The following is a 22,827-nucleotide window of genomic DNA, read 5'->3' on the forward strand; positions in this document are numbered from 1 at the left end:
CGGGTGACGGCGGGCGCGAGTTGGAGACCTTAGCCAGAAGCGTCTGAGCCGCCCCACTGTACCAACTCTACGGTGATGCCCTCGGGACCTTCGAAGAGCCGCAGCTTTCGGCTGATGTAGTCCATCTCGTCGCTCAGCACGGTTACGCCGTTGGCCACGAGGTGCGCGGTGGCCGCCTCAATGTCGTCGACGCGGAACGCGAGGTGATTGAAGCCCCGTTGTCGCAGATTCGTCGGGTGCGCACCCGGATCGATCCCTGGGGTCGGGACGAACTCAAGCAGCTGGATCTCGAAATGAGGATCCGCTCCTTCGAGTGCGAGGGTGATGTGCTGCGCTTTCATGTCCGGCATGCCCATGTACCGGGCAGGAAGGCCACCGTCGATCGTCGCGACGTGACCCTTTCTGAAGCCAAGGAGCGCGAAGAACTCGATCGCCGGGCCGGCGTCTGCCACTGCGATAGTAACGTGATCCGGATTGAGTATCATCTTATCACTCCCTGTCATCAACGCCGCACACTCGGCCGCACCGGCTTACTTCCGCCGGGTGAGCCGCCGGCAACTAGCGCTCCCGCCCCTTGCAAGGCTGCCAGCTCGCTCCGTCGCACGGCCTACTCAATCACGAGAGTAACGCGCCGGGCATCCTGATCGATGAGAACCGGCGGCCAGTTTCCATCAGGTCGCTGGTGGATATCTTCGCCAAAGTGGCTGAAGTCCGCAACGGACCCAAACCGGAAGTTTGCCGGGCTCCGAGCACCGTTGCTTATTTGACCGCTTCAAGAGGTCGGTATTCCGCACCGGACCATGCGACGGGTGCTGTAAGGTGCCTACACGTTGATCTCGCCGGCGGCCCGCACAATCGCTGCAATGGCTACCTTGGCTGCCGGAGACGAGGTTCTCCCTCGTAAACGCACGATGCCCGTGCTCGACGGCGGCGACAGCCAGCCCTGCACGACAAGCCGGACGAGCGCGCCGGATTCCAGCTCCTCCCGTACCGCCGCGTCCGTCGCACCCAGAACGGTATCTGTGGTGAGCGCGACTGTCTTGAGCATGCCGTAGTTGTCGCACTCGAGCGCAATGGTGGCCTCCTGGCCCTCAGGCAGGCCCAGCAGGGCGGCCAGTTCAACCGTTGAGGGGCTCAGCAGCGTAGGTACCGCAAGACCGTACGCCCAGACTTCCTGCAGCGTATGCTCGCGCCCAGCCAGCGGATGGCCTGCCCGCACATACAGGTTGGCCGGTTGCCCCCCGATCAGCTGGATGTCCAGCGCGGCATCCCTGGGCATGTCGCTCACATCGGCGGCAAAGAACTCGATGTTCTCGGTACGCAGGCTCTCCAGCAACTGCACCGAGTTGCCGACCTCCATGCGCAGCGCCACCTGCGGGTGCTCGCGGCGCAGCGCCACAAGCGCGCGTGGCATCAGGGTGGCCGTTAGCAGCGGCCCGACACCGAAGGCCGTGTCGCCGAGCTGGCTGTCGCGGTAAAGATCCACGTCGCGCTGCAGACAACGTGCCTCGAACAGCAGCTTGCGCGCCCGCTCGATGACGAATTCGCCGGCCGGGGTGGGGCGGACATCGCCAACGTCGCGGTCGAACAGGCGGATACCCAGGTCGCTCTCGATGGCCTGGATGCTGCGGCTGAAGGCCGGCTGGCTCCGGTGGACGGCTTCTGCGGCGCGGGCGAAGTGCAGGGTGTCGGCAAGGGCGACGACGTGGCTCAGGCGGTGCAAATCCATTGCATTGCGCTCCATGCATCAAGATAATGAGAATTATGCATTGGACGCATTATGTTGGCACTCCTAAATCGTTCTCACGATAAAAACATGTGAGCGAGAGGAGACACCCCACATGAGCTCGCAACTGCAATACCTCCTGATCGGCGCCTGCATCCTGGGCTTTGCCGCCATGGAGATTATCACCCGGCGGTATCAAACCACCGTGCGAGACAACGCGACAGCCAACGACACCTGGCTGGAGGTGCTGATGTTCGTCAGCCTGATCGCCATCACCCAGCCGATCGCACTGCTGGGCAGCAACGCGCTGTGCAACTGGCTCATGCCCGCGCAGCACAATGCCTGGGCCAACCTGCCGTGGTGGGCCATGGCCGGCCTGCTGCTGATTGGCGATGACCTCACGCAGTACCTCTGGCACCGCGCCTCGCACTCGCCGCTGCTATGGCCGCTGCACCGAGCGCACCACAGCGCGGCCTACATGAGCGTGCGCATTACCTACCGCAACAACTTCTTCTACTACCTGATGATGCCCGGCCTGTGGATCGGCGGCGTGGCGGTGTATCTTGGTTTCGGCCCGGTCTACGCGGCGTACCTGGTGATCAAGCTGGCGGTCATCCTGGGCGCGCACTGCGCCTGGGCGTGGGACGCGCCGCTGTACCGCATCCGCGCGCTGCATCCGCTGATGTGGGTGCTGGAGCGCACCATCTCGACGCCGGCCACGCACTGGGCGCACCACGCGCTCACCAACGAAGATGGCATCGGCCACTACAAGGGCAACTTCGGCAACCTGCTGTTCTTCTGGGACGTGCTGTTCGGCACCGCGCATATCACACGCAAATATCCGGCCAAGACCGGCCTGCAGGACGACATCCTGTTTGGCCCGGAGCGCTGGACGACGCAGATGTTCTACCCGCTGGTCCACTCCAAGCGCGAGCATTCGGCGCTGCGCCCCGGCGGCTATGGCTTCACCGAAGCCGACCTGCAGACCGAAGCTAAACAGGAGGCCGCATGAACGACCGCGCCAGGTTCGACGTGCTGGTTGCCCCCCCGTGTGGGTAGCGTAATCGAGGCGCAGCAGCAGGCGTTCGCGATGCCTCTAGTCCGCGAGCGGCCTCTTGGCCACGCCGAGATGACCCGAATGGAAACTATCATGCTTGCGGCTGGGTGGAGCACCGCGCTTGTGGCGGTCTTCATCCGACTCATTGGTATTGGTTAGGAGAAGGCGATGATCGTCTGTTCTTGCAATGTGTTCAGCGACCATCAGGTGCGGTCAGTGGTCGCAAAAGAGGAGCGACGGCCCCGTATGAGTGAGGTGTATGCCTGCCTCGGATGCAGCGCCCTGTGCGGCCGCTGCACTCACGCTATCAAGCGGATCATGGATGAAAGGCCCGGCTCCGTTCATGCGAACGCAAGCATGCACTAACTTGGAGTCGACAAAGTCACGGTCACGCGCGCGCCCTCGTTATTTCGCGTGGAGGACACGCGAAAAACCAGGAGAAAGGGAACATCATGAACGTGCCTGTCAATTCCCGTTCGATCGACATTCCCGCTGAATTTCAGTCCTGCTTTGACAAGCAGCGTGCGGCTTATCTGGCGGCGCCGGAGCCATCCTACGATCAGCGCATGGCCGACTTGAAAGCGCTCGCGCAGCTCCTGAAAGACAACAAGGATGAGTTGGTCGCAGCGATAAACGCTGACTACGGCAACCGGTCTGAATTCGAGACCCTGTTCGCCGAATACTTCGTTGTCCTCGAAACAATCGCCGACGCCGCCAAGAATTTGAAGAAGTGGATGAAGCCGCAACGCAGACACGTCGATTTCATGACCTATCCGCTCGCGCGCAATCGTGTCATCCCGCAACCGCTCGGCGTCGTCGGGGTCATCGTCCCCTGGAATTTCCCGCTCAACCTCAGCTTCTGCCCGCTCGCAGCGATTCTGGCGGCCGGCAATCGAGCGATGGTCAAGATGTCGGAAAATTCAAAAGCGCTCGCCCAGGTTCTGATGCGCGTTTCCCCAAAGTATTTTCCGATCGAGAAGCTTGCCTTTTTCGAGGATGGCGGCGGACGAGGACCGGGATTCTCGTCGTTGCCTTTCGACCATCTGCTGTTCACGGGATCCGGTGCTACCGGCCGCTCGGTCATGGCCAACGCGGCCCGCAACCTCACCCCTGTCACGCTTGAACTGGGCGGCAAGGCACCTGCGATTGTTGGGCCTGACTTCCCGGTCAAAACAGCGGCGGAGCGCATTCTCTGGGTGAAGATGTTCAATGCCGGTCAGATCTGTACGAATGTCGACTACATGTTTCTGCCCAAAGGAAGTGAGGATGAGTTCGTCCGCCATTGCCGGCGACTGTTTGCCGACCGCTTCCCGGACATCAACGGCCAGGACTACACGTCGATCATCGATGAACGGTCTTTCACGCGGCTGCAGGCGACGCTGGAGGATGCCCGTACAAAGGGCGCGGTCCTGGTCAATCTCGCGGAACAGCAGATTCCGGACGCGAAGCGTCGCAAATTTGCACCGCATCTCGTGCTAAATCCAACGGAAGACATGATTGTCATGCAGCGCGAGATCTTTGGCCCGATCTTGCCGATCAAGACGTATGCAGATCGGCAGGAGGTCGCCGACTATATCAATAGTCACGACCGCCCGTTGGCAATCTATCCATTCACTCACAATGCCGAGCTGCGCGACTTCTACATCTCGCGGGTCATGTCGGGTGGCGTATCGGTCAATGAAGCTCTCCTGCACGTCGGCCAGCACGACCTGCCATTCGGTGGGGTCGGCGCGAGCGGCATGGGCCATTACCACGCGCGCGAGGGGTTCAACACCTTTTCAAAATTGCGCCCGGTCTTCTACCAGGGCCCTCTCTCGCCGATCCAAATGCTATTTCAGCCGCCCTACTCCGGCCGCCCAATGAGCGTCCTGCAGACGATGATCAAGTGGAAGACGTGATGCGTGGCCTGAGCATGTCTGGGGCAAGCGGACATGGTGAGGAGCCAATGGCTGCGGGGCGGCCCCATTCTACTTTGCATGGGGTTGTTTTCGAGATTTTGAGTCCGGCCGTCGGCATGCCGCCCATAGCGCGTCGCAGACGCGCGTGAAACACGCTGGCGGCGATGCTGGATTACTCCACCGGAACCACGTCCACGGCCACGCCAAGCTTCTGCTTGCGCGAGCCGACAATGATGCCGTCGACCGGCGAGACATCGGAGAAGTCCCGGCCCACCGCCAGGATGATGTGATCGTTCTCGATCATGAGGTCGTTGGTCGGATCGAAACCGATCCAGCCGAGCTCGGCGCCGCACCACACTGACACCCAGGCATGGGTGGCGTCGGCGCCCTGCAGGCGCGGCTGCCCGGGCGCCGGAATGGTGCGCAAGTAACCGCTGACATAGGCTGCAGGCAGACCGAGCCCGCGCAAACCCGCAATCATCACATGGGCAAAATCCTGGCACACGCCGTGGCGTTTCTCGAACACCTCCCGGAGCGGCGTCGAGATCACCGTGGCCTTCGGGTCGTACCTGAAATCGTGGCGGATGCGGCGCATCAAATCGGCGGCGCCTGAAAGAATGCCGCCGCCCGGCGGGAAACTTGTCGCGGCATAGGCGGTGACCGGCGCCTGCACCGGCACCAGCGCGCTCGCAAAGACATAGCCGACCGGCGAAGCGGGGCCGAGACTGGTGGCCTCGAACGCCACGTCGCGGAGATCATCCCATGACGGGCTCGGCGCGGCACGGTCAAGCGCCTTGCGCGACACCGAAACACGCGAGCGGGAATCGATCCGCAAATTGCGATGCGCGGTTTCGATCAGGATGCTCTCGGTATGGGTGCCGAAAAAATCGCGCCGCACCGTGCGTTCGGCCGGCCGCGGCCGGATCTCGACCGAATGGGAAATCAATTGCTGTCCGTCTGCGCTCCGAGGCTCCAGCCGCAGCGAGCACCGCGCAAAACTCACCTGGCTTTCGTAAGCGTAGGTCGTCACATGACGGATGTCGTAGATCACGCGAGGCCCGTGAGCTTCTCCGGCCGGCTCGCATTGGGCCCGTGCGGGAAGTAATGCAGGCCGATGGCGTCGGCGAGATTGAGCAGGTCCTGCTCCAGCGCGAACAGGGTTTTGACATCCAGCGTCGCGGCTTCGGCTGTCGTCAACATCGCCTGCAAAGCCACCGCCAGCCGCTGCGGCCGCTCGATCAAACCGTGCTCCTTCAGGCTCGGGAGTGCGGCGATGTGATCATTCAACGTCGCCACCTGAAACGCGACCGAGCGCGGATTATAGGGATCGAGCACCGCGAGATCGCGTACCGGCGCCAGCGCCGGGCCGACCAGATAGCGCGAACGATAGGTGATCTGGCAATCCACCAGCGTCAGCAGCACGTCGAGGTCTTCTTCGCCGGCTTCGTCATAGGCGAACTGCCGCGCGAACCGGGCGGTGTTGATGGCGCGCTCGGCACGGCGGCCCATGTCGAGGAAGCGCCAGCCGGCGGCGCGATTCATGTTCTCCTGCGCCAGGCCGGCGAGACTAGCCAGTTCCTGCAACGTCAGTTCGGCGGCGCTGACCACGCTGTCATCGTCGTCGACCTGCAACGAGAGGCGCTCCACCATCTCGGTGATAATCTGCCAGGCGTCGGGCGAAAGCCGCTCGCGCAACGAGCTCGCGGTACGCTGCGCCGATTTTGCCAATGACAAAGCCGAGCCGAATTTGTCCGGGCTCTGCAGCGCCTCGGCGACCACCCTTGCGGGGTTGGTTCGCGTCGCCTGCGAGGCCGCGCCCCAGGTCACCAGCAGCCGCTGGATGCGCTCGACCGAGGGCAGCGCGGTCGACGATCCCTTGACGGGGTCGCGCATCGGCGCACCGAGCGCACGGATCAGCCGCAGCGTCGCCTCGGCGCGCTCGAGATAGCGGCCGAGCCAGAACAGATTGTCCGCAGCCCGGCTGGGCACGACGCCCGCGATCCGCCTGATCCGCACGGTGTCAGCCCCGGGCAGCAGCGTCGAAGCCGATACCGCCTTGTCAGACACCACCCAGACATCCGCCGACCGCGCGCCATCGCCCATCGATACTGCACGGGCATCGGGCTCGTCAGCGATCCGGCAGAAGCCGCCGGGCAGGATGGTCCAGCCGTGGGGCGTTGCCGCGGCGAACACCCGCAGCACGAACGGGCGCGCCGTGATCCGGCCCTGCTCCCACACCGGCGTCGTCGACAGCCGCACCAGCTCCTGGCCGACATAGTCGATGCCGCGATCGGTGATCGCCTGCCGGAGCCGGTCGCGCTCGGTGGGCTCCAACTCGCCGGCGAGCACCGGCCCGTGGCTGGAAAAGCCGGGAACGGCCCGGCCATAGGCGCCCTCGATCGCAAAATCCTCCAGCCGCGACAGCACTTCCTCGCGCGCGGCTTTCTGCCCGCACCACCACGTCGCGATGTGCGGCATGATCAGATTCTCGCTAAGCAGCCGCCGGCACAGGCTCGGCAGGAACCCGAGCAGCGCCCTCGCCTCCAATACGCCGGAGCCCGGCATGTTGGCGACGACGACGCCGTTCTTGCGCAGCACGTCGATCAGGCCGGGCACGCCGAGATGCGACGACGCATCGAGTTCGAGCGGATCGAGAAAATTCGAATCGACCCGGCGCAGCAGCACGTCGAGCCGTTTCAGCCCGGCGACGGTGCGGATGTAGATGCGGTCGCCGCTGACGGCGAGATCGTCGCCCTCGACCAGCAGGAAGCCGAGATAGCGCGCCAGCGTGGCGTGTTCGAAATAGGTCTCACTGAAGGCGCCCGGTGTCAGCAAGCCGATCCGCGGCTCGTCGCGGTCGGCGCTGGCGCGCAGTGAATCCCGGAATGCCTCGAAGAACGGCGCCACGCGCTCGACATTCATCGACTTGTAGAGGTTGGAAAAGGCGCGCGACAGCACCAGGCGATTTTCCAGCGCGTAGCCGGCACCCGACGGCGCCTGCGTGCGGTCGTTGAGCACCCACCAGCGCCCATCAGGGCCGCGGCCGACATCGGCCGCATAGAAATGCAAATAACGGTTGCCCGGCGGTTTGACGCCGCAAACCGCGCGCAGATATTCGGTGCTACCGGCGATCGCGGCCGCAGGCACCGCGCCATCGATGACCAGCCGTCCCTCGCCATAGAGATCGCGCAGCACCATTTCGAACAATTGGGCGCGCTGGGCGATGCCCGTGGTCAGTTGCTGCCAATCGGCCTCGTCGATGATCAGCGGCAGATGGCTGAGCGGCCACAGCCGGTCGGCGGTCTCGCCGGGGCGCGCGGTAGGTGACGCCGGCCTCGCGCAGATGCCGGTCGGCGGAGGCAAAACGCCGCTCGATATCGGCTGGCGACAATGCGGCGAAGGCATCGAAAAACCGGCTCCACGCCGCACGGGGTGCGCCGTCCGGACCGATATATTCGTCGGGGATCCCGGGCAGCCGCGCATAGTCGCGCGTCCATTGCGCAATCCGGCGCTGGCCCGGACGGGCCTTGCTTTCCTGATTGCTGCCTTGGTCTGCCATTCCGATTCCCTAAAGACGGTCGCTCCCGATTAGATCAGGAGCGGCGTCCTCAAGTCGAGCGTCAAAGGGAATTCATTTGTGCGTTCTTCGGGCGCAGGCTCGATCCTGCCCGGGGTGTGGCCGTGATCCTGAAACCGGGCCAGCCGCCTTGCTTCCGCCTCATAGGAATTGACCGGCTTGGTATCGTAGCTACGGCCGCCGGGATGGGCGACGTGGTAGACGCAGCCGCCGAGCGAGCGGCCATTCCAGGTATCAATTAAGTCAAATGTCAGCGGTGCGTGAACCGGGATGGTTGGGTGCAGCCCCGAGGCCGGCTGCCAGGCCTTGAAGCGGACCGCGGCGACCGCCTCGCCGGAGCGGCCGGTTGCCGTCATCGGCATCCGCCTGCCGTTGCAGGTCACGACATGACGGCCTTCGACGAAGCCGGTCGCCTTGACCTGCAGCCGCTCCACCGAAGAATCGACATAGCGCACGGTGCCGCCGGCCGATCCCTCTTCGCCGAGCACGTGCCAGGGCTCCAGCGCCTGCCGCAATTCGAGCGCGACGCCGCCATGATGGACGCGGCCGAACACCGGAAAACGAAACTCGAGCTGTGCCGAATACCATTCCGGCGAGAATTCGTAGCCGGATTGCCGGAGCTCTTCGAGCACACCCAGAAAATCCTCCCAGAGGAAATGCGGCAGCATGAAGCGATCGTGCAGCGCCGTGCCCCAGCGCACGAACTTGCCCTGCTGCGGTTCGCGCCAGAGCTTTGCGATCAGCGCGCGGATCAGGAGTTGCTGCGCCAGCGACATCCTGGGATCGGGCGGCATTTCGAGCGCGCGGAATTCGACCAGCCCGAGGCGGCCGGTCGGCCCGTCGGGCGAATAGAGCTTGTCGATGCAGATTTCGGCGCGGTGGGTATTGCCGGTTATGTCGACGAGAATGTGCCTGAACAGGCGGTCGACCAGCCACAGCGGTGCCTCGACATCAGGCGGCGGCACGTGCGCCAGCGCGACTTCCAGTTCATAGAGCCCGTCGTGTCGCGCCTCATCGATGCGCGGGGCCTGGCTGGTCGGGCCGATGAACATGCCGGAGAACAAATACGACAGCGACGGATGGCGCTGCCAGTACAGCACGAGGCTTTTGAGCAGATCGGGGCGGCGCAGGAACGGCGAATCCTGCGGCGTCGAGCCGCCGACCACGACATGATTGCCGCCACCCGTGCCGGTGTGGCGGCCGTCGACCAGGAAACGGTTGGCGCCGAGCCGGACTTTGGCCGCGTCTTCATACAGGCCGAAGGTGATATCGACCGCCTCGCGCCAGCTCTGCGCCGGCTGGACGTTGATCTCGATGACACCGGGATCGGGCGTCACCTTGATGACCTCGACGCGCGGGTCGTAGGGCGGCCCATAGCCCTCGACGTGAACCTGGAGCTGCATTTCCTCGGCGGTCGCCTCCACCGCGGCGATCAGTTCGAGATAATCTTCAAGCTTCTCCACCGGCGGCATGAATGCGCACAGGACGCCGTCGCGGATTTCGACTGAGATCGCCGTCCGCACCGGCTTTGGCTTGGGTTTCGGCTTCTCCGCCAGCCTTTCGGGCAGGCTGCCTGCCGCCGCGTCCTCGTCTTCAACCGCGAGTTCGAGCCGCGGCTCCATCGGGTCCTGCTCGACGACGTACGGATACTCTTCGGGAGGGATATGCGGCAGCGACGCCATCGGCAGCCGCAGCCCGAGTGGCGAATCACCCGGTATCAGGAACAGATGGCCACGCTTGAGCTGCCAGCGTTCGCTCAACCAGCCCTTCATCGATCTTTGGGCATCAGCGTCCGTATGCTGGATCGGCAGCACGAAACCCCTCGGCTTGTTCAACCCCTCATCGAACACCCGCGCCATGCGCGCGCGCTCTTCCGCATCGGCGAGTTTGGAGTCGTTGGGATCGACATTGACCGGCAACGCGGCTTCCTTTTGCAGCCAGTGCGCGGGATCTTCATAAGCCGGCATCACGTATTCGGCGGCGAGACCGAGCCGCTTCGCGGTGCCTTCCATAAAGGCTTTGGCGTCTTCTATTTTCCCCTTGCGCGGATTCTCGATCTTCGCGACCAGGTCGGCATTCTTCCAGATCGGCACGCCGTCCTTGCGCCAATAGAGGCCGAACGCCCAGCGCGGCAGGCTTTCGCCCGGATACCATTTGCCCTGCCCGTAATGCAAAAGCCCGCCCGGCGCGAAACGCGCATGCAGCTTGCGGATCAGTTCGTCAGCCAGCGCCTGCTTGGTAGGGCCGACCGCGGCGATGTTCCATTCCGGCGATTCCAGATCGTCGATGGAGACGAAGGTTGGCTCGCCGCCCATGGTCAGCCGCACGTCACCAGCCCTAAGATCGGCGTCGACCTGTTCGCCGAGCGCATCGAGACGCGTCCAGGATTCATCGGAGAACGGCCGCGTGATCCGCGGCGCCTCGCGGATGCGCCGGACGCTCATCTCGAAGCCGAAATCGACATTGGCGAAGCCGGCACTGCCCGAGATCGGCGCCGCCGAACGGTAATGCGGCGTGGCGGCGACGGGGATATGCCCCTCGCCCGTCAGCATGCCCGAGGTGACGTCGAACCCGATCCAGCCGGCGCCGGGAAGATAGACTTCGGCCCAGGCGTGCAGGTCGGTGAAATCGCTCTCGACCTCGCGCGGCCCCTCGACCGGATCGATGTCGGGGCGCAACTGAATGAGATAACCGGAGACGAAGCGCGCGGCGAGCCCGAGGTGACGGAAGATATGGATCAACAGCCACGCCGAGTCGCGGCACGAGCCGGAGCCGGCAGCCAGCGTCTCCTCCGGCGTCTGAATGCCCGGCTCCATCCGGATGACGTAGCTGATCTTTTTCTGCAGTTGCGCGTTGAGCTCGACCAGGAAATTGACGGTGCTGTCGGCCTCGCGCGGAATATCCTTCAAGTACGCCGCGAACAGCGGCCCCTGCTCGCCCGTGGCAAGATAGGGCGCAAGCTCGGTCTTGAGATCGTTGGTGTACTGGAACGGAAAACTGCTGGCGTAACCCTCGACAAAGAAGTCGAAGGGATTGACCACCGTCATTTGCGCGGAGAAGTCGACTTCGATCTTGAGTTCGGTCGCCTTCTCCGGAAACACGAACCGCGCGAGCCAGTTGCCCTGCGGATCCTGCTGCCAGTTCACGAAATGATTTGTCGGTGTGACCTTGAGCGAATAGCTCAGGATCGGCGTGCGCGTATGCGGCGCCGGACGCAGGCGAACGGTTTGCGGGCCGAGATCGATCGGTCGGTCGTACTTGTAATGCGTGACATGATGTAGTGCGACGAAGATCGACACGGACCGGAGACTCCAGCGGCTTTTTTAAGCAGAACACCGGTTCCGGGTGGGATCAAGCATTAACAACGGGCATGGGATGCCTAAGCTAAAGGCTAATTTCGCGATACGCTTGCGGGACCGATCTACCTGTGGTCGAATGACGCATTGCCTGCGCAGGCCGAGCGCGATGCCCCGCCTTGCGCATAACACTCCCTCCCGTTCGTCAATGATTGCCGCGCATCGGACTGGTCCAACGCGCGGACTGAAACAGGAGACATTTGCAATGAGTTTCCTCGTCGAACTGCCCCAAGAACTATTCCCTGCCAATGCACTGGACGGTCTCGATCCGGACGCGACGACTTTCAAGATGGAAAACGCGCAGGCCTTGATGTGGATGTCGCAGCTCGCTTACGAGACGGCGCACGAAGGCAAGGTCAATGACATCCTGAAGACCTGGAACATGACGAGGCTTGCCTTTGGCGCCGGCGCACCCGTCACGAGTCTGCCGCCCAAAAGCGCCTGTTTCGTCGTGGCCGAGAGACGCGGCGCAACGATCGTCTCCTTTGCCGGCACCGATCCACTCAAGATCGAAGACTGGATAAAGGACTTCACCCTTGCACCGGAGCCGAACGTTCTCCATCTCGGGTTCAAAACCGCCCTCGATGCGGTTTGGCCTACCATCGAAGACGTGATCAGGCCGCGTTCCAAACAGCCATTGTTCTTCACCGGGCATAGTATGGGCGCCGCACTGGCCCTGCTCGGTGCGGAGCATGCGCTCAACAAGGCTGGCATCACGCCGACCGCCGTCTACACCTACGGAACTCCGCGAACAGGCGGCTTGGACTTCTTCACCAGCTATGAGAAGCTTGGTGATAAGACATTCCGCCTTGTCCACGGCAACGATATTGTTGCGACTGTCCCGCCTAGCGCGAACGGCAATTTTCGTCATGTCGGACGATTGCTTCGTTGCGGACACGAGGAAGAGTTTGCCGGGCTGACGCCTGCGCCATCAAATGAAAATCAGCCAGACTTCAACGGCGGCTTCATTACTGACACTGCCCGCAGCGATCTCGACACCGTCATCGCCAAAATCAAGGCACTGCGAGAGCGTGGGTTATTTGCCGGCCTCCTTGCCAGGCTTCTCGCGCCACCAACAGAAGCGCTGCCGCCGACGATACGCGATCACATCCCGGCAAGCTATTTTAAGGCGCTGTCGATCCCGTTGAAACAGATGCCAGGCAGCGCACCCCAGTAAGCCGGACGGCGCGCAGCACGATCCCGACTACATCGTCGCCCCAAGCACCCACGGCGCGAACTCGGCGCCGCCGAAATCAAAACTCTCGCTCTTGGTCGGCTGGCCCGATGCCGTTTTCAGCATCAGCTCGAAAATGCGCTGGCCGCATTGCTGCACGGTTTCCTCGCCGTCGAGGATGGTGCCGCAATTGACGTCCATGTCGTCTTCCATGCGCTGGTACATCGGCGTGTTGGTCGCGAGCTTGATCGAGGGCGCTGGCTTGCAGCCGAACACGCTGCCGCGTCCGGTGGTGAAGCAGACCATGTTGGCGCCGCCGGCCACCTGCCCGGTCGCCGCAACCGGGTCGTAGCCGGGCGTGTCCATGAAGACAAAACCCTTCTTGGTGACGGGCTCGGCGTAGTTGAGCACGTCGACCAGATTGGTGCTGCCGGCCTTGGCCATTGCGCCCAGTGATTTCTCAAGAATCGTGGTGAGGCCGCCGGCCTTGTTGCCGGGGCTCGGATTGGCGTTCATCTCGGCGCCCTCGCGCTTGGTGTATTCCTCCCACCAGCGCATCAGACCGACCAGCTTTTCGCCGACCTCGCGGCTGACCGCGCGCCGGGTCAGGAGATGTTCGGCGCCATAAGTCTCCGGCGTCTCCGACAGGATCACGGTGCCGCCATGGGCAACCAGGAGGTCGCTCGCCACGCCGAGCGCTGGATTGGCCGACACGCCTGAGTAACCATCGGAGCCGCCGCATTGCAGGGCCACCGTCAATTCACTGGCCGGCACGGGCTCGCGCTTTACCTTGTTGGCGTCGGTCAGCGCCTCCTTCACGAAGGCGATGCCGGCCTCCACCGTCTTGCGGGTGCCGCCGACTTCCTGGATGTCCATCGCGCGCAGGCGGCCGGCGAGTTTCTGTTCCTGCATCAGACCGCCGATCTGGTTGACCTCGCAGCCGAGCCCGAGCACCACGACGGCGGAAAAGTTCACATGCCGGGCATAGCCGCCGAGCGTCCGCCGCAGCAGCGCCAGCGGTTCGTCCTGCGTCATGCCACAGCCGGTCTTGTGGGTCAGCGCGACCACGCCGTCGACATTGGGGAAATCGGCCAGCGGATTATCGCCGGTGAATGGATTCTTCTTGAACATGTCGGCGACGATGCCGGCGACATGGGCGCTGCAATTCACCGAGGTGAGAATGCCGATATAGTTGCGCGTCGCGACGCGTCCGTCGGCGCGGCGAATGCCCTCGAAGGTCGCCGGCAGATCGAAATTCGGCACCGGCTTGACGTCGACGCCATAGGCATAGTCCTTGGCGAAATCGCCCATGCCGCAGTTCTGGGTATGCACATGCTGACCCGGCGCAATCGGCGCTGTCGCAAAGCCGATGATCTGGCCGTAGCGGCGCACCGGCTCGCCCACGGCGATCGGCTTGATCGCGACCTTGTGGCCGGCCGGAATCCGCTCGACCGTGGTGACGCCGTCGGCCACCACTAAGCCCTGCGGCAAACTCGCGCGCGCGATCAGCACGCCGTCGTCAGGATGCAGGCGGATCACGGGTGCCGGGGTCATTTGGGTACCTCCTCAGGGTTGGCGAGTAGCGAGTGGCGAATTGAACGATCCCCTACTCGCCACTCTCTATTCGTGGCTTCGCTTCTTACGCCTTGCCGGCGGAATCCTTGCGGGTCTGGTTCACCTGCATCTTGGCGTAGGTCGACATCAGCCCGACTTCGTTCGACAGCGTCACCAGTTTGAAGCCCATGTTGATGGCGCGCACCGCGCCATCGGCGCCGGAGCAGTGGATGCCCGGATTGAGGCCCCGCTTGCCGCATTCCTTGACGATCTTCTCGTAGATCTTGAGGATCTCCGGCTCGTCGCGGTCGAGCTTCGGCACCAGGCCATAGGAGAAGCCGAGATCGGAGGGGCCGATGTAGACGCCGTCGATGCCCTCGACGTCGAGGATCGATTCCATGTTCTCGACCGCGGTCTTGGTCTCCATCATCGGCAGCAGCACGATCTCGTCGTTCGCCGTCTGCTGATAGGTGCCGGCCGTGCCGTACATGCCGGCGCGGATCGGACCGTTAGAGCGCGTACCCTTCGGCGGGTACTTGGCGTACTGGACCAGGTTCTTGGCTTCCTGCGGGGTATTGATCATCGGGCAGATCACGCCATAGGCGCCGCCGTCGAGCACCTTGCCGACGATGCCGGGCTCGTTCCAGGGCACGCGGACCATTGGCGTCACCGGATGGCCGTTCATGGCCTGAAAGCATTGCACCATCGAGAGGTAATCCTGCACGCCGTGCTGCATGTCGACAGTAACGCTGTCGAAGCCGCATTGCGCGATCACCTCGGCAGAGAAACCGGACGGGGTCGCGAGCCACGCGTTCACCACGGCCTTGCCCGAGGCCCATACCTTCTTGACGTTGTTTTTAGCCATTGATCGCTTTCCCTTTGTGATCGTTACAATTGTTGGAGTTCACGGAGTTGATTAACTGGTCGCGCGCTGAATGGTGGCTTCGCTGACGCCGACCTCGCGGGCGGTGTTGACGATCGCAGCCCAGGTATCGTCAGGCAGCGGCACGCCGTTCCTGGTGCGCTCGGCCCGCGTCTTGCGTTCGGGGTCGCCCGGGACCAGCACGCTCTCGACCCCGCCGATTGGCTTGGTCTGGCGGATGAAATCGGTATAGCGCGAGATTTCGTCGTCAAAGTAATTGCTGGTGTCGATCACCTTGGGGTCGACATAGAAGGCGAGCATCCCGTTGGCGAACTGCCGGCCGCCCGAGGTGGCGCCAGTGCCAGTCAGCGCGCCGCCGAGCAGCTCGCAGATGAACGCAAGCCCCGAGCCCTTGTGCTCGCCGAACGCGCGGATCGCGCCTGTCCCCTTGGTGTGGTCGCGCGGCCCGTCCGGCGTGTACGGCCCGTAGAGTACCGACGGCTTCTCGCTCAGCGTGCCGTCAGCATCGACCAATGCGCCCGTGGGCAGTTTCTTGCCGCCGCGGCTTGCCACCAGCACCTTGCCTTCGGCGACGATCGAGGTGGCGAAATCGAGCACGATCGGGTCCTGCCCCCGGCGCGGAATGCCGACACAATAAGGCGCGGTCGAGAGCCGCTTCTGCACGCCGCCGAACGGTGCGACCAAGAGCGAGCCCGCGGCGTTGACGAAGTGCACCGACACCAACCCTTCGGCGGCTGCCATTTCGGCCCAGTCGCCGACGCGGCCGATGTGCCCGGCGTTGCGCAAAGCGACCGCGGCTAGTCCGGCCTTCTTGCACTTCTCAATGCCGGTCCGCACCGCGAACGGCGTCACGGTCTGGCCATAGCCGAACTTGCCATCGACCACGGCGAGCGAAGGGGTATCGACGACAATCTCGGGCGTCTGGTTGGGAATGACGTTGCCCGTCTTCTTCCAGCGGATATAGACCGGAACCCGGATCACGCCGTGGCTGTCATGGCCGGTGAGATTGGCTGTCGTGAGATAGGTCGCGATGCGTCTGGCTTCCTCGGGCGAGGATTCCGAATGCGAAAAAACCTCGGCGACAAAATCGATCAGATTGTTGAGTTGGATGGTGACCATTTTTGGATTTTCAGCCCTGACCTTGCACCGGGAAAGCCGGCAAAATCAGCGGCAAACCCTGGAACTCCCACACCGGTTTTGATGACCGGCTTGGCCGGCACTTTGAGCGAAAAATCGCGCGCGTGTCTACCATTAGACAAATGATTGCAATCATTTGCGCGGCCGTTATGCATCGGGCCGCTAGCTTCATGCAAATTTGCGCTTACTCGTCGGCCTCGGCGTCGCCCTCACCGGCCACTTCCATTTCCGCAAGGCCGCGCTCGAGCTCGGCCAGCATGTCCTGCAGTTCAGCGAGCTTGCGCGCACCGTAGCGGTTGGTGATTTCGGCGTAGATCGCCTCCGAGGTCGGCGCGACGGCCTCGATCAGTTTCAACCCCTTGGGGGAGATCGACACCTCGCCGCGGCGCAGATCGGCCTTGGCGGTTCGCCGCTCGATCAGATCGCGCGCTTCGAGGTCGCGCAGGATTCGCGACAGGCTCGGCCCCAGCAAGAACGCGACGCGAGCCAGTTCGGTCACCTCGATGGTATCCACTGCCGTCAGCGCGCGCAGGATCCGCCACTGCTGCTCGGTCAGGCCGTGGTTGCGCAAGGAGGGACGGAACTGGCGCATCACGGCTTCACGCGCGCGCAACAGCGACATCGGTAGCGAACGGGAGAATTCGCGCATCGGCAGGCCACGCATCTCGCCCGCCTTGCCGGCACCCCCGTGCGATCCGTCCGGCGATTTCTTGGCTGCCATCTTCAATCGTCCGCCATCAGGAATCGTTGATCGGGAGAAGGATAAAGTTTTGCGTTGCAACAAGCACCAAATCAGTTTGCGCGATATCACTTAACATGTTAAACATATTTCAGCACCCTCTTTTTGCGAACGCATATGGCCCTTTCCCAGGACGACATCCGCAAGTCCGCCGAACGGCTCGATCAGGCCGAGAAGACCCGCACGCAGATCCGGCAGCTTTCGCTCGAACATCCCGGCATAACGATCGAAGACGCCTACGCTATTCAGAAAGCCTGGGTCGAGATGAAAGTCGCCGGCGGCCGCACCGTGAAGGGCCACAAGATCGGCCTGACCTCGAAGGCGATGCAGAGCGCACTTAACATCGACGAGCCGGACTCCGGCATCCTGCTCGACGACATGTTCTTTGCCGATGGCGGGCTGGTCCCGTCCGCCCGCTTCATCGCCACCCGCGTCGAGGCCGAACTCGCCTTCGTGATGAAGTCGCGGCTTTCGGGGCCGGACTGCACGATGTTCGACGTGCTGAACGCCACTGATTTCGTGGTGCCGGCGCTGGAGATCCTGGATACGCGGGTCGAGCGGGTCGATCCGCAGACCAAGGCAACCCGAAAGATCTACGACACGATCGCCGACAACGCCGCGAATGCCGGCATCGTGCTCGGCGGCCGTCCAATCCGGCCGATGGATGCCGATTTACGCTGGATCGGCGCACTGTGTTTTCGCAACGGCCAGCTGGAAGAGACCGGGCTGGCGGCCGGCGTTCTCAATCATCCCGCCACCTCCGTGGCCTGGCTTGCCAACAAGATCGCGCCGAACGGGCTGGCGCTGGAAGCGGGGCAAGTGGTGCTAGCGGGGTCGTTCATCCGCCCGATCGAGACCCGCAAGGGCGACACGATCCAGGCCGACTATGGACCTTACGGTTCCGTGAGCTGCTACTTCGCTTGACGTCTTGAGACCAAATCGCAGGAGTGATCTGGCTATGCCGCATTTCACGATCGAATATTCAGCCAACATCGATGTGCTGGTCGACATGAGCGAAGTCGTCGAAGTGGTCCGCGTGGCCGCGATCGAAACCGGCATCTTCCCGCTCGGCGGCATTCGCGTCCGCGCCATCAAATGCGAGTACTATGCAATCGCAGACGGCGCGCCGAACCTCGGCTTTCTTGACATGGTGCTGCGGCTCGGCGAGGGGCGCGATCTCGCGACCCGCAAGAAGGCCGGCGAACATATCTTCCAAGCGCTGTCCGCTTATCTTGATCCGGTCTTTGCCAACGGCAAATTCGCGCTGTCGTTCGACATGCAGATCAACGACAAGGAAACCAGCTGGAAGCGCAACAACATTCACGCACCGCCCTTCGGGGCACGCCCGCCCGCTACGCATCGCGCCTGAAAGTGGAGGCTGCTCATGGATAAAGTCACGCCGAAATCATCCGATGTGTTTCAAGCCAACCGGGACCGCGTCGCCCCCCTGCTCGCCAAGCTGAAGAGCGACGGCATCGGGCATATGATCGACGGCAAGACGGTCCCGTCGACTTCGGGCCAGACGTTCGAGACGAAGTCCCCGGTGGACGGCGCGGTACTGGCATCCGTCGCCCGCGGCAATGCCGAAGACATCGACCGCGCCGCAACGGCCGCCGCAACCGCCTTCAAATCCTGGCGCGAGATGGCTGCGACGGCGCGTAAGAAGCTGCTGCATCGCGTGGCGGACGCGATCGAAGACCACGCCGACGACATCGCGGTACTCGAATGCATCGACACCGGCCAGGCCCACCGCTTCATGGCCAAGGCCGCGATCCGGTCGGCGGAGAACTTCCGCTTCTTCGCCGACAGATGCGCCGAGGCCCGGGACGGGCTCAACATGCCGAGCGAGGAGCACTGGAACATCTCGACCCGGGTGCCGATCGGCCCGGTCGGCGTGATCACGCCATGGAACACCCCGTTCATGCTGTCGACCTGGAAGATCGCCCCTGCCCTGGCCGCGGGCTGCACCGTCGTGCACAAGCCGGCGGAATGGTCGCCGGTGACCGCCGACCTCCTGTCAAAGCTTGCGAAACAGGCGGGCCTCCCCGATGGCGTGCTCAACACCGTCCACGGCATGGGCGAGGAGGCCGGCAAGGCGCTGACCGAACATCCCGCGATCAAGGCGATCGGCTTTGTCGGCGAAAGCTCGACCGGCTCCGCGATCATGGCGCAGGGCGCCCCCACCCTGAAACGGGTGCATTTCGAGCTCGGCGGCAAGAATCCCGTCATCGTATTCGACGACGCGGATTTGGACCGCGCGCTTGATGCGGTCGTCTTCATGATCTACTCGCTCAATGGCGAGCGCTGCACCTCCTCCAGCCGGCTGCTGGTCCAGGAAGGCATCGCCGGAAAATTCATCGAAAAGCTCACTGCCTGGGTGAAGGCGCTGAAGGTCGGCCACCCCCTCGATCCCGCCACCGAAATCGGGCCGCTGATCCACGAGCGGCATCTGGCAAAAGTCTGCAGTTATTTCGACGTCGCCAAGAAGGACGGCGCCACCATTGCCGTGGGGGGCAAGCCGCATGACGGCCCCGGCGGCGGGCATTATGTGCAGCCGACGCTGGTCACTGACGCGCATTCAAAAATGCGGGTGGCGCAGGAGGAAGTGTTCGGCCCGTTCCTGACCGTAATCCCGTTCAAGGACGAGAAGGACGCGATCGAGATCGCCAACGGCGTCCAGTACGGCCTGACCGGCTATGTCTGGACCGGCGATATGGGCCGCGCGCTGCGGGTGGCGGATGCGCTGGAAGCCGGCATGATCTGGCTCAACTCCGAAAACGTCCGGCATCTGCCGACGCCGTTCGGCGGCATGAAATCGTCAGGCATCGGCCGCGACGGCGGCGATTACTCGTTCGACTTCTACATGGAGACCAAGCACGTCTCGCTCGCGCGCGGGACGCACAAAATTCAGAAACTCGGCCAGCCCCCATCCTGAGCAGCGGGCGCAAGCCCGCGTCTCTCAGGATGGGCCACGGGCCACATGGTTCGAGACGGCGCTTGCGCGCCTCCTCGCCATGAGGATCAACAAATCAGGGAGTGGAAAAAGTAGATGCCCGTTCCGACACACATCTTCGATCCGCCGTTCAACATCATCCGCTGCAGCCATGCCGTGCTCGATGTCGTCGATCTCAACAAGAGCCGCGCCTTTTACGAGAACACCGTCGGCCTCCATGTCGAGGATGCCGACGACAAGGCGGTGTATTTGCGCGGCAGCGAGGAGCATCAGCATCACTCGCTGGTGCTGCGGAAGGCCCCCGTTGCGGCCTGCAGCCGGCTCGGCTTCAAGGTCGGCAATGACGGCGACCTCGACAAGGCCGCCAGCTTCTTTTCCGAGAACGGCATTAGCTACGCCTTCGCCGAGCAGCCGTTCCAGGGCCGCACGCTGCAATTCACCGATCCGGCCGGCTTCCAGCTCGAGCTCTACGCGACGATGGACAAGCGCCCGCACCTGCTGCGGCGCTACGACCTATATAAAGGCTGTCATCCGCAGCGGCTCGACCATTTCAACGTGTTCGCGCCTGAAGTGCAAAACACCGTCGATTTCTACGCCCGGCTCGGCTTCCGCCTGACCGAATATGGCGAGGAAGACGGCCCGAACGGGCGCATCGCCGCCGCCTGGATGCACCGCAAGGGCAACGTCCACGACTTCGCCATCACCAACGGCCGTGGCCCTCGCCTGCACCATTTTGCCTATTGGACGCCGACGGCGATGAACATCCTGCATCTCTGCGACGTCATGGCTTCCAGCGGCTATCTGAAGAACATCGAACGCGGCCCCGGCCGCCACGGCATTTCGAACGCGTTCTTTCTGTATGTCCGGGATCCCGACGGCCACCGCCTTGAGCTCTACACCAGCGACTACTTCACCGGCGATCACGACCATGAGCCGCTGCGCTGGTCGCTGAAGGACCCGCGCCGGCAGACACTGTGGGGCGCGCCCGCGCCGCGCTCCTGGTTCGAGGAAGGTACACCCTTCGCCGGCCAGGCGGTGCGCGAGCCGGCCTTCGTCGCCGACGTCACGATTGCGGATTAGACCACGCCGGAAACCACCGGGAGGGTGTCATGAGCAAGTCGCTGTTATCGGTCACAACAGTCCTATCCGGGATCCTCGTCATGGCCGCCGCAACTTCGCTTGGAGCCGCCGAACTCAAGGTGATTGGCGGCGGCTCGATGACCGCCTCATTGAATGCGATTGCCCCGGAATTCGAGAAGGCGACCGGCCACAAGCTCGTCAGCCATTTCGATTCCACGCCTAACATCATTGCGCGCGTGAACGCAGGTACACCGTTCGATGTGGTCGTCGTACCGGTCGATGTCTTCAAGGATGCCGCCGCAAAGGCCCGCTTTGCACCCGGGCCCACCATCGATATCGCCCGCGTCGGCTATGGCGTCATCGTCCGTGCGGGAGCGCCGAAGCCCGACATCTCGACACCGGATGCATTCAAGACGGCCCTGCTAGCATCGCCGTCGATCACCTTCCTGCCAGCAAGCGCTGCCGGCGCCTACGTATTGAAAGTGTTCGACCGCCTCGGCATATCAGAGGAAATGAAGGCCAAGACCAAGGTGCAGGCCACGCCTGCGCAGATCGCGCCGGCCATCGCCAAGGGCGAAGCCGAGCTGGGTGTGTTCCTGACCAACGTCCTGATCGCGCCGGGCGTCGAACTCGTCGGCCCGTTCCCGGGCGATCTGCAACAGGAGCTGGTCTTCACCTCGGCGGTTGCGGCTGACACCAAGGAAGCGGAAGCGGCGAAAGCATTGATCGACTACCTCCGGACGCCGGCCGCCACGGCCCTCATCAAAGCCGCCGGCATGACGCCCGGTTAAAAAGAGACTCGCTGACAGGACATTTCATGACCTCACCTCGCCTCGCGACCTATTCCATCGGCGGCGTCACCCGATACGGCGCCGTGACCGATGCCGGCATCGTCGATCTCTCGGCACGTTTCGGAAAGGACTATCCGACGCTGCGCGAAGCCATCGCCGCCGGCGCGTTGATGAAACTCGCCGAAGACGCCGCGAAGCGCTCGCCGGACCACGCGCTCAGTGCGATCAGTTGGCAGCCGCCGATCCCCTCGCCCGAAAAGATCATCTGCATCGGCGTGAACTATCCGGACCGCAACGCCGAATACAAGGATGGCCAGGACGCGCCGAAATATCCGAGCATGTTCATGCGGACGCCGCGCTCGTTCGTCGGTCACAACGCGCCACTGGTCCGCCCGCGCGCCTCCGCGCAGCTCGACTACGAGGGCGAACTGGTGCTTGTCATCGGCAAGGCCGGACGACACATCAAGGAGAGCGACGCGCTGGACCACATCGCCGCGGTCACGCTTTGCAACGAAGGCACCATCCGCGACTGGGTTCGGCACGCCAAGTTCAACGTCACCCAGGGCAAGAATTTCGATTCCACCGGCAGCCTCGGCCCGTGGCTCGTGCCCTACACCGATGAAAGCCAGATCGCCGACATCCGCCTGACCACGCGGGTCAATGGCGAGACGCGGCAGGACGACCGCACGGGACGATTGATCTTCGGCTTCCGCTACCTCATCAACTACCTCTCGACCTTCACCACGCTGGTGCCCGGCGACGTCATCGTGACGGGAACGCCAACCGGCGCCGGTGCGCGGTTCGACCCGCCGCGCTATCTCAAGCCCGGGGACGTCATCGAGGTTGAAGCCGAGGGTGTCGGCGTGCTGAAGAACGGCGTGGCCGACGAAGCCTGATGAATC

General features: G+C 63.4%; 18 protein-coding genes and 1 pseudogene. 10 read left to right on the forward strand and 9 right to left on the reverse strand.

The features are described from left to right. Positions 1–29 precede the first annotated feature (29 nt). Positions 30–485 (reverse strand): VOC family protein, encoded by a 456-nt coding sequence (locus ACVWVY_RS35745; RefSeq protein WP_456630796.1) that lies wholly within the window; start codon positions 483–485, stop codon positions 30–32. A gap of 338 nt (positions 486–823) precedes the next feature. Further along, positions 824–1,729, reverse strand: a complete 906-nt coding sequence (locus ACVWVY_RS35750) for a LysR family transcriptional regulator (protein ID WP_456630797.1) — start codon at positions 1,727–1,729, stop codon at positions 824–826. A 112-nt stretch (positions 1,730–1,841) separates the two neighbouring features. On the opposite strand from ACVWVY_RS35750, the gene ACVWVY_RS35755 reads away from it, so the two are divergent. The 3 genes from ACVWVY_RS35755 to ACVWVY_RS35765 all read left to right on the forward strand — a co-directional run bounded on the left by ACVWVY_RS35755 (position 1,842) and on the right by ACVWVY_RS35765 (position 4,681). Continuing rightward, the gene (locus tag ACVWVY_RS35755) at positions 1,842–2,738 is read left to right on the forward strand and encodes a sterol desaturase family protein (RefSeq protein WP_456630798.1); all 897 of its coding nucleotides are present in this window, start codon (positions 1,842–1,844) and stop codon (positions 2,736–2,738) included. A gap of 213 nt (positions 2,739–2,951) precedes the next feature. Beyond that, complete coding sequence (locus tag ACVWVY_RS35760) at positions 2,952–3,149, forward strand: (2Fe-2S)-binding protein (RefSeq protein ID WP_456630799.1); 198 nt, start codon at positions 2,952–2,954, stop codon at positions 3,147–3,149. A gap of 86 nt (positions 3,150–3,235) precedes the next feature. Beyond that, positions 3,236–4,681: a coniferyl aldehyde dehydrogenase gene (locus ACVWVY_RS35765; RefSeq protein ID WP_456630800.1), complete on the forward strand. Its 1,446-nt coding sequence runs from the start codon at positions 3,236–3,238 to the stop codon at positions 4,679–4,681. Between the two features lie 172 nt (positions 4,682–4,853). On the opposite strand, the gene ACVWVY_RS35770 is transcribed toward ACVWVY_RS35765, so the two are convergent. From ACVWVY_RS35770 to ACVWVY_RS35780, 3 genes and pseudogenes are all read right to left on the reverse strand, one after another. Next, a complete protein-coding gene (locus ACVWVY_RS35770) occupies positions 4,854–5,732 on the reverse strand; it encodes a transglutaminase family protein (RefSeq protein ID WP_456630801.1) in 879 nt (292 codons plus the stop codon). Further along, a pseudogene (locus tag ACVWVY_RS35775) lies at positions 5,729–8,240 on the reverse strand (circularly permuted type 2 ATP-grasp protein). Before ACVWVY_RS35775 ends, ACVWVY_RS35770 begins: the two are co-directional and overlap by 4 nt. A gap of 29 nt (positions 8,241–8,269) precedes the next feature. Further along, a complete protein-coding gene (locus ACVWVY_RS35780) occupies positions 8,270–11,557 on the reverse strand; it encodes a transglutaminase family protein (protein WP_456630802.1) in 3,288 nt (1,095 codons plus the stop codon). 262 nt (positions 11,558–11,819) lie between these two features. Between ACVWVY_RS35780 and ACVWVY_RS35785 the strand changes: the two genes are divergently transcribed. Beyond that, on the forward strand, positions 11,820–12,791 hold the full coding sequence (locus tag ACVWVY_RS35785) for a lipase family protein (protein WP_456630803.1): 972 nt from the start codon (positions 11,820–11,822) through the stop codon (positions 12,789–12,791). A 27-nt stretch (positions 12,792–12,818) separates the two neighbouring features. Here ACVWVY_RS35785 and ACVWVY_RS35790 read toward each other — a convergent pair whose 3' ends face one another. The 4 genes from ACVWVY_RS35790 to hpaR all read right to left on the reverse strand — a co-directional run bounded on the left by ACVWVY_RS35790 (position 12,819) and on the right by hpaR (position 17,083). Next, positions 12,819–14,342 (reverse strand): UxaA family hydrolase, encoded by a 1,524-nt coding sequence (locus ACVWVY_RS35790; RefSeq protein WP_456630804.1) that lies wholly within the window; start codon positions 14,340–14,342, stop codon positions 12,819–12,821. An 85-nt stretch (positions 14,343–14,427) separates the two neighbouring features. After that, the gene (locus ACVWVY_RS35795; RefSeq protein WP_456630805.1) at positions 14,428–15,207 is read right to left on the reverse strand and encodes an HpcH/HpaI aldolase family protein; all 780 of its coding nucleotides are present in this window, start codon (positions 15,205–15,207) and stop codon (positions 14,428–14,430) included. Positions 15,208–15,258: 51 nt separating this feature from the next. Further along, entirely contained in the window at positions 15,259–16,344 is a 1,086-nt protein-coding gene (locus ACVWVY_RS35800) for a malate/lactate/ureidoglycolate dehydrogenase (RefSeq protein WP_456630806.1), read from the reverse strand. A 202-nt stretch (positions 16,345–16,546) separates the two neighbouring features. Beyond that, the gene (hpaR, locus tag ACVWVY_RS35805) at positions 16,547–17,083 is read right to left on the reverse strand and encodes a homoprotocatechuate degradation operon regulator HpaR (protein ID WP_456630807.1); all 537 of its coding nucleotides are present in this window, start codon (positions 17,081–17,083) and stop codon (positions 16,547–16,549) included. A gap of 135 nt (positions 17,084–17,218) precedes the next feature. Here hpaR and hpaH point away from each other — a divergent pair, with 135 nt between their 5' ends. From hpaH to ACVWVY_RS35835, 6 genes are all read left to right on the forward strand, one after another. Beyond that, complete coding sequence (gene hpaH / locus ACVWVY_RS35810) at positions 17,219–18,025, forward strand: 2-oxo-hept-4-ene-1,7-dioate hydratase (protein ID WP_456630808.1); 807 nt, start codon at positions 17,219–17,221, stop codon at positions 18,023–18,025. Positions 18,026–18,059: 34 nt separating this feature from the next. Continuing rightward, positions 18,060–18,470, forward strand: coding sequence for a 5-carboxymethyl-2-hydroxymuconate isomerase (locus ACVWVY_RS35815; RefSeq protein WP_456630809.1), 411 nt, complete (start codon positions 18,060–18,062; stop codon positions 18,468–18,470). Positions 18,471–18,485: 15 nt separating this feature from the next. Then, positions 18,486–20,036 carry a 5-carboxymethyl-2-hydroxymuconate semialdehyde dehydrogenase gene (gene hpaE / locus ACVWVY_RS35820; protein ID WP_456630810.1) on the forward strand — a complete coding sequence of 517 codons (1,551 nt, stop codon included), beginning with the start codon at positions 18,486–18,488 and terminating at the stop codon, positions 20,034–20,036. A 114-nt stretch (positions 20,037–20,150) separates the two neighbouring features. Next, positions 20,151–21,134 (forward strand): 3,4-dihydroxyphenylacetate 2,3-dioxygenase, encoded by a 984-nt coding sequence (gene hpaD, locus ACVWVY_RS35825; RefSeq protein WP_456630811.1) that lies wholly within the window; start codon positions 20,151–20,153, stop codon positions 21,132–21,134. Between the two features lie 29 nt (positions 21,135–21,163). After that, on the forward strand, positions 21,164–21,925 hold the full coding sequence (gene modA / locus ACVWVY_RS35830) for a molybdate ABC transporter substrate-binding protein (protein ID WP_456630812.1): 762 nt from the start codon (positions 21,164–21,166) through the stop codon (positions 21,923–21,925). 26 nt (positions 21,926–21,951) lie between these two features. Beyond that, positions 21,952–22,821 carry a fumarylacetoacetate hydrolase family protein gene (locus ACVWVY_RS35835; protein ID WP_456630813.1) on the forward strand — a complete coding sequence of 290 codons (870 nt, stop codon included), beginning with the start codon at positions 21,952–21,954 and terminating at the stop codon, positions 22,819–22,821. The last annotated feature ends 6 nt before the right edge of the window (positions 22,822–22,827 follow it).

It is taken from the genome of Bradyrhizobium sp. URHC0002 (genome assembly GCF_054059515.1).